The sequence below is a fragment of the Bifidobacterium sp. ESL0825 genome (assembly GCF_052606465.1).
Genome location: NZ_CP199589.1, coordinates 275850 through 288269, shown reverse-complemented (window position 1 = coordinate 288269; position 12420 = coordinate 275850). Strand labels below are relative to the sequence as shown.

At 66.5% G+C, this 12420-nt stretch carries 5 protein-coding genes; 1 reads left to right on the top strand and 4 read right to left on the bottom strand.

Annotated elements, in window-relative coordinates:
* Positions 1-62: 62 nt before the first annotated feature.
* On the top strand, positions 63-2687 hold the full coding sequence (locus ACUIAG_RS01095; protein WP_445339891.1) for a DNA gyrase/topoisomerase IV subunit A: 2625 nt from the start codon (positions 63-65) through the stop codon (positions 2685-2687).
* Positions 2688-2704: 17 nt separating this feature from the next.
* Here the strand turns inward: ACUIAG_RS01095 and ACUIAG_RS01090 are convergent, their stop codons facing one another.
* The 4 genes from ACUIAG_RS01090 to ACUIAG_RS01075 form a co-directional block, all read right to left on the bottom strand.
* The gene (locus tag ACUIAG_RS01090; protein WP_445339890.1) at positions 2705-7609 is read right to left on the bottom strand and encodes an ATP-dependent helicase; all 4905 of its coding nucleotides are present in this window, start codon (positions 7607-7609) and stop codon (positions 2705-2707) included.
* A gap of 48 nt (positions 7610-7657) precedes the next feature.
* On the bottom strand, positions 7658-10006 hold the full coding sequence (locus ACUIAG_RS01085) for a DNA gyrase/topoisomerase IV subunit B (RefSeq protein ID WP_445339889.1): 2349 nt from the start codon (positions 10004-10006) through the stop codon (positions 7658-7660).
* 130 nt (positions 10007-10136) lie between these two features.
* Positions 10137-11558, bottom strand: coding sequence for an RNA polymerase sigma factor (locus tag ACUIAG_RS01080; protein WP_306222005.1), 1422 nt, complete (start codon positions 11556-11558; stop codon positions 10137-10139).
* Between the two features lie 114 nt (positions 11559-11672).
* Complete coding sequence (locus tag ACUIAG_RS01075) at positions 11673-12296, bottom strand: DUF4192 family protein (RefSeq protein ID WP_445339888.1); 624 nt, start codon at positions 12294-12296, stop codon at positions 11673-11675.
* Positions 12297-12420: the final 124 nt, after the last annotated feature.

Genomic DNA, 12420 nt, shown 5'->3' with positions numbered 1-12420 from the left:
CAATGCTTTGGCGGACCGTCCGGTTATCATAAGGCGGAACATGAAGGAGCAGGAGCTGGAGCATGGCAACTCATCGCAGGAGCAAGGCGGCGGGGTACGACCCCCGGCAGGTCAAGGAGCACATCGTCGAAACCCCTCTGAACGAGGAGATGAGCAAGTCCTTCCTGGAATACGCCTACTCGGTCATCTACGCCAGGGCCCTGCCCGATGCCCGTGACGGACTCAAGCCGGTCCAGCGGCGGATCATCTACCAGATGGGCCAGATGAACCTCAACCCCGACCGCCCTTATATGAAGTCCGCCAGGGCCGTGGGCGAGGTCATGGGCAAGCTGCACCCCCATGGCGACTCATCCATCTACGAGGCCATGGTGCGCCTGGCCCAGCCCTTTGCCATGCGCCTGCCCCTGGTCGACGGCCACGGCAACTTCGGATCCCTGGACGACGGCCCGGCTGCCTCCCGCTACACCGAGGCCAGGCTGGCTCCTGCGGCCCTGGGCATGAACGCCGACATCGACCAGGACACGGTGGACTTCTCCCCCAACTACGACAACAAGCTCAAGGAGCCCCAGGTCCTGCCCTCGGCCATCCCCAACCTGCTGGTCAACGGGGCCTCAGGCATCGCCGTGGGCATGGCCACCAACATGATCACCCACAACCTGGGCGAGGTGGTGGCCGCCGCCAAATATCTGATGGCCCACCCGGACGCGGGGCTGGACGAGCTCATGCGCTACGTGCCCGGCCCGGATCTGCCCGGCGGCGGAGTCATCGTGGGACGGGACGGCATCCGCAAGGCCTACGAGCACGGCCGGGGGGCCTTCGTGACCAGGTCCGTCACCCACCTGGAGAACGTGACCGCCCGCAAGAAGGCCATCGTGGTCACCGAGCTGCCCTTCATGGTGGGCCCTGAGCGGGTTCTGGAACGCATCTCGGATGGGGTGCGCAACCACAAGCTGGAGGGCATCTCCAGCGCCATCGACCTGACCGACCGGCACAACGGGACCCGCCTGGTCATCGAGATCAAGACGGGATTCGACCCAGGCAAGGTCCTGGGCAAGCTCTTCAAGTACACGCCCCTGGAGGACTCCTTCACCATCAACAACGTGGCCCTGGTCCACGGACGGCCCAGAACCATGGGGCTCAAGGAACTGCTGCAAGTCTGGGTGGAGCACCGGCGCACGGTCATCCATCGGCGCAGCGAGTTCCGCCGCAAGAAGGCCCTGGAGCGTCTGCACCTGGTCGAGGGGCTCCTGCTGGCCCTGGTCGACATCGACGAGGTCATCCAGGTCATCCGCAGCTCGGACGACGCGGATGCGGCCAAGACCAGGCTGATGGCGGTCTTCGATCTGGATCAGACCCAGGCCCAGTACATTCTTGACCTGCGGCTGCGGCGGCTGACCAAGATGAGCCGGATCGAGCTGGAGGGCGAACGAGACGACCTCAACAAGCAGCTGGAGGAGCTGGAGCGGATTCTGGGCTCATCGGCCGAACTGGACCGGGTGGTCATCCAGGAGATGGACCAGGCAGCGGCCCAGTGGGGCACGCCCAGGCGCACGGTCATCCTGGACCAGGAGCCCTCCGGCGACCTGGCCCCCGTGCAGTCGGCAGCCGGCGACCAGCAAACCGCTCAGCAGACCTCGGGCAAGGTCGCTGCTGGCTCCCAGGCTGCATTGCTGGCCAGCGGAGGAACCAGCCGCGGCGGCGACCTGCACATGGAGGACAAGCCCTGCACGGTCATGATGAGCGCCACCGGACTGCTGGCACGCAGCACCCCGGGCGCCCTGGATGCCTGGCGGTCCCGGCCGCGCAACCAGGACCGGGGGCATGACGACCAGGTCATCGCCATATTCGCCACCACTACCCTGGCCACCTACGGCCTGGTGACCACGGCTGGAAGGCTGATCACCGCCCCCGTGGCCGACCTGCCGCTGATCCCGGCCACCGCCAACCCCAACCTGAGCGGGGGCATCGTGGCTGACGAGCTCCTGGGCGGGACCGCCAGCACCGAACCCCAGGCCGACGAGCACGCCGTCACCGTCATCGACATGAACGACTCCGCGCCTCTGGCCTTGGGCACCCGGCTGGGCACGGTCAAGCGCTGGAACCGCGAATCCCCGACCACCATGGACTCCTGGTCGGTCATCGACCTCAAGGGCGACGACCAGGTGGTCTTCGCAGCCCCCTGCCAGGACGGGGACCGGATGGTGCTCATCTCCTCGGATGCCAGCCTGCTGACCCTCACCGGGGACAAGGTTCGCCCCCAGGGCCGCAATGCGGCCGGCATGGCGGGCATCCGGCTGGCCCAGGGCTGCCAGGTCGCCGCCTTCGCGGTCGTGCCGGCCGGAGAGATCGGCTGGACCTATCAGGAGACCGGCGAGGATGGCATGAGCACCCAGGCCGGGGCCGTGGTCCTGACTGTGGCCGGCAACTCCGAGGCCCTGCCCGGCACCGAGAACGGGTCGGCCAAGCTGACCCCGCTGGAGATGTATCCGGTCAAGGGCCGCGGCACGAAAGGCGTGCGCTCCCAACGCTTCCTCAAGGGTCAGGATACCCTGCTGCTGGCCCGGGTGGGCGCCTGGCCCCTGCACGCCAGCACCGCCGCCGGCTCTCCGGTCGAACTGCCCGAAGTGGACATGCGCCGGGACGCCTCCGGCCAGGAGCTGGCAGCGCCCATCGCCTTCGTGGCCTGAGGGCGCTCAGCAAGGGCTCAGTAGAGTGCCATGCCGCCCGGACCGGCCGTGAACCCGGCTGCGGACAGGGCCATGCCCACCGGTTCGCGCATGGTCAGAGGCCGGCCATTGGCATCACTGAAGAGGATGCGTCCCTGTCCGTCCCGGCTCAGCCATGAGGCCAGCTGGGCGAAGGCGGCCTCCAGCAATCCACGCTCGGGCTCACCGAAGACCAGCAGATGATGCCCCTTGGGCGCCGCGTAGACCAGGGCGCGGCCATGATTCTGCACCAGGAGGTTCCCTATCCGCCGAATGGGCCGTCCGCCGCCATCCCCTGATGTGGTCGGCCAGGCAAGAGCCGTGCCATAGAGGTTGGCGGGATCGGTCACGTCCATGACCACGGGTTCGGCAGGTCGCTGCCCCGATCCGCCTTCGCCATCGCTTTTGCGCTCATCCTCTTGGAAGTCCCTGAGCTGGTTGATCACCTCTCTGGGGGCGAACTGGGCGCCGCCGAAGCCGTCGACGATGACCCCTCGCGTCAGCCGGCCGGCCTCCTCCATGCGCCTGCAGACCTGATAGAGGGCCGAGAATCCGCCGGGCAGGGACCGCACCTCAGGCAGCACCGGAGCCAGGAGCCCATAACGGTCCAGGATGGCCTGCTCCTCGTGGACCAGGCTGACGGTCCGCTGGCGGTCACCGTCCTGGATGCCTCTCGATTTGTCGATTGGATCGGGCATGCCCGTCCCCGCTGCAACTGCTGCTGCTCCGCGCTCATCCGCAACCAGGGTCCAGAATCCCTCCGCCGCCGCTGACAAGGCAGATGAGCCGGCCGCCCGCGTCAAAGCCGCGCGTCCCAAGGACCTGCCGCGCCCACGCAGACCATGGGGCAAACGGCGGGCCCTCCCCGAAGGCTGCGGCCCTGATCCCCGGACCAGCCGCCGAACAGGAGCCAGGGAGGCGTTGGTGACCAGCCCACGCCTGACCAGGCCCCAGAGCGAACGGGCCAGGGCCTCCTGGTCGGGGGCCTGAGAATCAGGGGACTCCATGCCATCCCCGCCCCGGCTGGCGCAGGCGCGCAGAAGGCGATCGAAGCGGTAGGCTCCCCCATCGGCCAGCACACCCAGCAGGACCTTTTCCAGATCGCCCGCGTTGCCCGGGTGGCTCGGCTTGCCGATCCCATTTGTGGCTGACGGAGAACCGGCGGACTGTGCTGGAAGCTCTTCATCCAGGTCCTCGGCCAGGTAGAAGGTCATGGCGCCCAGCGGGCCCTCCCCCTGGTCGGACCCCACCCAGACCACCTGGCCCGAGGCCAGCAGATCGTCCATCAATGCGGGACCGTAATCACGCACCCTGGCCGGGAAGATGGCCGACTCCCAGAGTTCAGGCGGCAGAGCCAGCCCCTCCAGCTGCCCGACCACCTCCAGCAGTCCTTCGGCGCCCATCAAGGGCTCCTGGCCCAGGGGTGCCAGACCCTGCCGATGAAGAAGAAAGTCGCTGTAGACATGGCCGGGGACGGGACTGGCCGCCTTGCTGGCCTTGGCCAGGGACCGCGAGCGCAGCCGGCGGAAGACCTCGGGATCCAGCCACCCTCGGCGGGGTTGACCCCCCTTCCATCCAGGCTCGCCGTAGGCACGCAGGTCGGGCCGGGGAAAGACCCCAGTCGTGAGCATTTCGCGAGCGGCCAGGGAACGCAGTCTGTCCTCCAAGAGAGCGCTGCCCAGGCCCAGGTGCCCGGCCAGATCCTCGGTGGTGAATGGCCCATGGACTGCGGCGTATTGCCTGACCAGCTGTTCGAAGGCCTCGCTGTCTGATTCCGATTCCTTTGTCGGCTGGGCGGATGGCTGGATGATGCCAGGGCCCAGAACCGCCGTCAGCCGCCCTGCCTGACCGGCCCATATCCAGCAGTCGCGAGCGCCTAACCTGACCGGAACCACCCTGGACTGGGTCCGCAGCTCCTCCAGCATGGCCCGGACCTGTGCCGGCGTCACCGGTTCGTCCTCCTGCCCGCGCATGCGCCGGCGAATCCCGGCCGGATCCATGGGGCCCAGGGTGCGCAGCAGGTCGGCCAGCCCCTCGGCCCCCCTGGCCCGGGTCCTGGGCGAAAGCCGCTGCAGATCAGCGGTCACCTGGTCGACGGTCTCCTGGTCCAGGAGGTCAGCCATGTCCACCTGGCCGACCATCTGCTCCAGCAGATCGGAGTCGATGGCCAGCATGGCGGCGTCGCGCTCGGCCTTGGGCATGTCGTACTGGTACATGAAGGTCCCCAGGTAGCCGAAGAGCAGCCCTGAGGCCATGGGCGAGGGGGTCCGGGTGGAGGCCGGGACCAGACGGGCGCTCCCCTGCTCCAGGTCGGCCATGAGCTCGCGCAGGGCAGGCATGTCGTAGACGTCCTGGAGGCACTCGCGCATGGTCTCCAGAACCAGGGGGAAGTCATCCTCCTTCAGGGCCGCGTCCAGCAGACGGGAGGCTCGAAGACGCTGCTGCCAGAGCGGCACCCTGCGGCCGGGCTCCATCCTGGGCATGTAGAGCGAGCGGGCTGCGCACTGGCGGAAGCGGGCCTGGAAGAGCGCCGAGCCGACCAGATGACGTCGGACCTCGCGCTCCACCTGATCGGGGGTGAATCCGAATATTCGCTGGTCTTCCAGGAAGGCATCTGTGCCCGGGATCTGCACGACGATGCCGTCCTCCCCCGCCCAGACGGATCCGTCGTATCCGCGCTCGCGGGAGAGCCGGGCGGCGATGGCCAGGGCCCAGGGCTCGTTGACCCTGCGGCCGTATGGCGAATGGAGGATCAGCCTCAGATCGCCCTCCTCGTTGGGGCAGCGCTCGACTACCAGGTGACGGTCGTCGGGCACCCGGCCGGTGGAGGCCTGCTGCTCGGCCAGAAAGGCGGCCAGATTGTTGATGGCTGGACGGTCCAGGCCGTCCTCCAGCAGACGAGAACAGACGGGTTGAGTGAAGCCCGGCCGACCGGAGGCAGTCTGGACCGCCGGTATCAGGCCCTGGGACAGTTCCCTGGCCAGCCTGCCCAGACGACGGCCGAATGCGGGGTCACGGCCGGTGCCCTCCCCGTGCCAGAAGGGCAGTCTGGCGGAGCGTCCCGGAGCGGGTACCACCACCACACGGTCGCGGGTGATCTGCTGGATCCTCCAGGAGGTGGTGCCCAGGGTGATCACGTCCCCCTTGCGGGACTCGTAGACCATCTCTTCGTCCAGTTCCCCCACTCGGCGGGGCTTGCCGCCGGCGGCCTCGGAGGGCATGACCACACTGTAGGAGCCGCGGTCGGGAATGGTGCCTCCGGAGGTCACCGCCAGTCGTTGTGCGCCGGGGCGGGCCGTCAGCGTGCCGGTCTGGTGGTCCCAGACCAGGATGGGGCGGAAGGCGGTGAAATCCTGGGAGGTGTAGGCGCCGCTGAGCATGCCCAGCACCGCCCGGTAGACCTGCTGGTCCAGATGGGCGAAGGGCGCGGCCCGTCTGACCGTGGCCAGCCAGTCCTGCTCCCTGAGCGGTCCCATGGCGGCTGCGGCCACCGTCTGCTGGGCCAGAACATCCAAGGGGCTGCTGGGCATGATGGTGGGTTCGATGTCGCCCTGGGCCATGCTCTCCATGCTGGCCGTGCACTCCAGGATCTGCTCGCGGGTCAGGGGGAAAAGCCTGGCTTGGGATACCCGACCGACCTGGTGATCGGCCCGGCCCACCCGCTGCAGTCCCGAGGCGGTCGACAGCGGGGCGTTGACCTGGATGACCAGATCGACCGAGCCCATATCGATGCCCAGCTCCAGGCTGGAAGTGGCCACCACACAGCGCAGTCTGCCGGCCTTGAGGTCGTCCTCCACCTGGCGCCGGCGTTCCTTGGACACCGACCCATGGTGGGCCATGGCAATGGGTTGGTCGACGCTCTGGCCGGAAGTCCTCTCGGAAGTGGAACCGGTGGCCGAATCGTAGTGGGCGGGCTCCCTGGACTCATCTGTCTCATCGGAGAAACCCGGCTGGTCATGACCTGAGGCCTGCAGATCGGCTTGGTGCAGGTCGTTGAGCCGGGCGGTCAGGCGCTCGGCGAGCCCTCGCGAGTTGACGAAGACCAGGGTGGTGCGGTGGGACAGAACCTGGTCCAGAATGGCCCGCTCGATTGCTGGCCAGATGGATCCGCTTCTTTGGTCGCCCTCCTGACCTGACTCACCTGACTGACCGGGCGGCGCGGCCAGATCGCCCATGTCCTCCAGGGGCTCGATCAGGCGCAGGTCCATGGCTGTGGACGACTTGGGCTGGATCAGACTGACAGGACGGCTGCCACCCAGGAAACGTGCCACCTGCTCGGGCGGCCGGACCGTAGCCGACAGGCCGATCCGCTGCACGGGCCCTCCGACCAGGTCGTCCAGCCGCTCCAGACTCAGGGCCAGATGAGCCCCGCGCTTGTTGCCCGCCAAAACGTGGATTTCGTCCACAATAACGGTTTGCACGTTCTTCAGCGTGCTAGCCGTTTTGGAGGTCAGCATCAGATAGAGGGATTCAGGGGTGGTGACCAGAATGTCCGGCGGATGGGCGGCCAGGGCTCTGCGGCCGCGGGCATCGGTGTCTCCGGTGCGGATGCCCGTCCGGACCTTGGGCGCTTTGCCTCCCTGCTGTTCAAACCGCTCGGCGATGCCTTCCAGCGGAGCCTGCAGGTTGCGGGCCACATCCGTCCCCAGGGCCTTCATGGGCGAGATGTAGAGCACGGCGACCCCAGGCTTCCGGGAGCGCCGGGGCCTGGTCATGAGCTCGTCGATGGCCCAAAGAAAGGCGGCCAGGGTCTTGCCCGAACCGGTGGGCGAAATGATCAGCGCATCGCCGCCTGCGCGGATGGCCGGCCAGGCCTGCACCTGGGTCGGCGTGGGACCCTCGGTGAAGGCCTGACGAAACCAGTCGGCCGTCTGCGGGGAGAAACTGCCCAAGGGATCGCCCATGTGCGTCACACTCCTCTCCCCGCCCTTTCGGGCCTTGCCGAAGGCAGATCAGGTGTCGATCTTGCTCCGGTCGAAGTCGTCGGCATTGTCCACGATGAACTGCTTGCGGGGCGGCACGTCGTCCCCCATGAGCAGAGGGAAGATGCCGGCTGCCTGAGCGGCATCCTCCATGCGGATGCGGCGCAGCATGCGGGTCCTGGGATCCATGGTGGTGTCGGCCAGCTGGTCGGCGTCCATCTCGCCCAGACCCTTGTAGCGCTGCACATCGGGATTGTAGTCGATGTGCTTGGCATGCAGGTCGGCCAGCTTGCCCTCCAGCTCATCGTCCGAATAGGTGTAGATGAACTTCCCCTTGTTCTTGCCTGCCAGGGCGATTCGATGCAGGGGCGGCACGGCTGCGTAGACCCGCCCGTTCTCTATCAGGGGCCGCATATAGCGGTAGAAGAGGGTCAGCAGGAGGATGCGGATGTGGGCGCCGTCCACGTCGGCGTCGGTCATCATGATGACCTTGTTGTAGCGGGCCTGGTCGATGTCGAAGCTGGCCCCCGAGCCGGCGCCGACCACCTGGATGATGGAGGCGCACTCCTTGTTGGTCAGCATCTGGGACAGGGAGGCCTTCTGCACGTTGAGGATCTTGCCGCGGATGGGCAGCAGGGCCTGGAACATGGAGTTTCGGGCGGCCTTGGCCGTACCCAGGGCGGAGTCGCCCTCGACGATGAACAGCTCGGCGATGTCGTCGTTGCCGGGCATGGAATCCGAGAGCTTGGAGGGCATGGAGGCCGATTCCAGGGCGTTCTTGCGCCTGGTGACCTCCTTGGTCTTCCGGGCCTGGACGCGGGCATGCATCTCGCCCACGATCTTCTCCAGCACCTGGCCGGACTGCTCCTTGAAGCCGCGCTTGGAGCCGCTGATCATCTGGCCGAACTGGTCGTCGGTCATCCGGGTGACGATGGGTTTGACCTGGGCCGTGCCCAGCACGTCCTTGGTCTGGCCCTGGAACTGCGGCTCGGCAATGCGCACCGTGACCACGGCCACGAGCCCGGCCAGGACGTCGTCGCGCTCCACCTTGGTATGGGAGTCCTTGAGGTTGACCTTGAGACGGCGGGCGTTGGCCTCCACGGCCTTGCGCACCTGGCGGGTCATGGCGTTCATGAACCCGTCCACGTGCATGCCTCCGCCGGGCGTCTCCACCACATTGACGAAGCTGCGGACGACTGAATCGTAGTCGTTGACCCAGCGCAGGGCGATATCCACCCCGCAGACACGTTCCACCTGCTCGGCGTGCAGCTCGCCATCGGGGCCCACCCGCTGGGTCTCCTCCTGGTAGGTGTCCTGGCCGCTGATCCGCCAGATGTCGCTGACCGGCTCGCCCTTGGACAGGAAGTCCACGAAGTCCGTCACCCCGCCGGTGTGCAGGAACTCCTCCACCCGCTGATGGCCGGACTCGTCCTCCGGCTGCAGCATGGCCCGGTCGGCCCGCTCGGTGGCCGAAAGGTCGGCATCATCCGCCTGCGCATCCTCGGCAGGTTGGTCTTCGGCGCCTTCTTCTGGCCAGTCCCCGCTGTCAGACGGTTCACCAAGGTTCCCCTGAACGTCCTGATCGTCCGGTTCCGCAGCAGGTTCGCCGTCAACCTCCAGGCGCAGGTCCTGCTCGGCGCTTCCTGTGGCGGGGATGCGCTCGTCGATCACGGTGATCTTGAGGCCGGGCACCAGGAAGCTGGTCTGACGCACCCGGTCGATCAGCTGGGCGTAGCTGAACCGGGCCGTCGAGTTGAAAATTTCCGGGTCGGCCCAGTAACGCACCCTGGTGCCGGTCCGGGACTTGGGCACGCTGCCCACCACTTCCAGAGGCGTAGGCCGGTTCTTCCTGGTGCGCTTGAAGGGCGAATCAGGCGAGGGATGCTCCGGATCCGGGTCCTGGTAGGTGCCGGGATGGCCCTGGTGGAAGCGCATCCGGTGGGTCTTGCCGTCCCTGTCCACCTCCACGTCCAGTCGGGAGCTCAGAGCGTTGACCACCGAAGAGCCCACGCCGTGCAGACCGCCCACGGCCGTATAGGAGGAGTTGCCGAACTTGGCGCCGGCATGAAGCTTGGTCAGGACCACCTCCACGCCGGTCAGCCCCGTGCGAGGCTCAATATCGACGGGGATGCCTCGTCCATTGTCGTCCACCTCGATGGAGCCGTCCTGGTGCAGGATGACCTTGATGTGGTCGCACTGGCCGGCCAGAGCCTCGTCCACGGCGTTGTCGATGATCTCCCAAAGGCAGTGCATGAGCCCCTGGCTGTCCGTGGTCCCGATGTACATGCCTGGACGCTTGCGCACTGCGTCCAGCCCATCCAGAACCGTCAGACTGCCGGCACCATAGGACTTTCCCTTATCAGGCTTTTTCGCCACCATTTACCTCGCCGTTCACCTCATGGCGCCCACGGGGACAGGAGTCCTCGCATGGGCGGTCGCTTACGCACCGATGACCATTTCTAGCAAGGAGGCCTCGACAGCATCAGGACCTCCCCGCCGGGCGCAGAGGTCACTGATCCAGGAAGTCCCGCAGGGTCTGCGAGCGCGAGGGATGCCGCAGCTTGGACATGGTCTTGGACTCGATCTGGCGGATGCGCTCACGGGTGACCCCGTAGACGCGGCCGATGTCGTCCAGGGTCTTGGGCTGTCCATCCTCCAGGCCGTAGCGCATCTTGATGACGCCGGCCTCACGGGGGCTCAGGGTCTCGAGAACCTGCTGGAACTGCTCCTGCAGCAGGGAGAAGGCCACGGCATCCGAGGGGGCGATGGCGTCGGTGTCCTCAATCAGGTCGCCGAACTCCGAGTCGCCGTCCTCACCCAGAGGGGTGTGCAGGGAGATGGGCTCGCGGCCGTACTTCTGGACCTCCTGGACCTTCTCGACGGGCATGTCCAGTTCCCTGGCCAGCTCGTCGGGGGTGGGTTCGCGGCCCAGGTCCTGCAGCATCTGACGCTGGACGCGGGAAAGCTTGTTGATGACCTCGACCATGTGGACGGGCACGCGGATGGTGCGGGCCTGGTCGGCCATGGCCCTGGTAATGGCCTGACGAATCCACCAGGTAGCGTAGGTGGAGAACTTGTAGCCCTTGGTGTAGTCGAACTTCTCCACGGCACGAATCAGACCCAGGTTGCCTTCCTGGATCAAGTCCAGGAAGAGCATGCCCCTGCCGGTGTAGCGCTTGGCCAGGGAGACCACCAGTCGCAGGTTGGCCTCCAACAGATGGTCCTTGGCCTTCTTCCCGTCGTTGGCGGCCCACTTGAGCTCGCGGCGACGCTTGAAGTCCATGTCCTCGCCCTCGGTATCCAGCAGATGCTGGGCGTAGAGGCCGGCCTCGATGCGCTCCGAGAGGTCCACCTCCTGCTCGGCGTTCAGCAGGCTGACGCGGCCGATCTGCTTGAGGTAGTCCTTGACAGGATCGGCAGTGGCGCCGGCGGTGACCACACGACGCTTGGGATTGCCTGAGGGGGTGACATTCTCGTCGTCATCGGAATCGTCGACGACAAAGGCGCCCTTGACCTTGGCTGCGAGGGCATGGGCGGCCTTGCGGTCCTCTTCGGCCTCGTCCTGGACCTGGGAGGCCTCATCCTCCTCCTGATCGTCCTCGTCGGGCTCGTCCTCCAGCTGATCCTCGCTCTTGTCCAGCTGGTCGTCGTCCTCCTGATCCTCGAGCAGGTCCTCGTCGGGCTCCTGCTCCTCCTGCTGGAGGATGGGCTTCTCTTCGACCTTCTTGGCGGTCTTGGAGGCCGGACGGCGGTTCGTCTTGGTCGCCGAGGTGCTAGTGGCGGCGCTCTTGCGGGACGCGGTCTTGCGGGACGCCTTGCTGCTGGTCTTGGACCTGGTGGCGGTCTTGGTCTTGCCGGCAGTTGAACTGGTCCGGCCCTTTTCGGTATCCACTGCGGCTGTCTTGGCTGACTTGGTGTCCTTCGTGGCCAAATTCTCCTCCTGGATCATCCCACCCGCCGACACTGCTTTTAGGGCACAGCTCTGGCAAGGTCAAATCGTAGACTCATTAAAGTGAACCACCCCAGGGGGACGATTATTCCCGATTCAGCCCAATTGCCTCCAAGCCGGGTCGATGCCGCGGCCTATCAAGGCCAGGACGATGGCGGCCAGGCTGCAGGAGCGGTCGTCTGCCAGAGCTTTCTGCGCAAACCCCGATGCTCGGGATCCCCCACTCCACCAGTCGACATAAGCCGCGACCGCCAGTGGCTGGGACCGAAACCCCGGCGGAACCTGATCTGCCATAGCTTCAAGCATGGCAAGCCCAGCACGGCAACGGGGCTGGTCCGGCCGTGTTGCGGTGTCCTTGAAGACCGCATCCAGGATGCTGCAGAGCGCCGTCACATTCGATGGATCGTTGGGACGAACGCAAAGATCCATCAGCCGATCGCTGTCCAGGCCAGGCCCGGGTGCCAGAATGGACAAAATAAGCCCGTCGCGTATGGCCAGCGTCTCCTTAATGGCCACGGCCAGGCAGTCGGCCGAGTCGGAGTCCAACCGCTGGCACGCCTGCGGCCCTTTCAAACCAGCGGTCCAGTCTGTCAGAGGTTGCTGGAGCCATCGTCTGTCGGCCTCTTCCACACCCCATCGTCGTCGGCCCTCTCGGTAGTGCTCCACCAGGTCTTTCATGCCGTATTCATGCGCATCGTCCATGCCGTCATCGCCTCCCATCCGCTCCCGGTATGAGCACCGGGAGCCTTGGCACCATCCTGATCCAGCTGGAATCGCGAGGAAAGCCACAACCGATCATGTGGTCAAGTGGTGTCATCCATCCACCATGGTCCTGGCAGCCTGT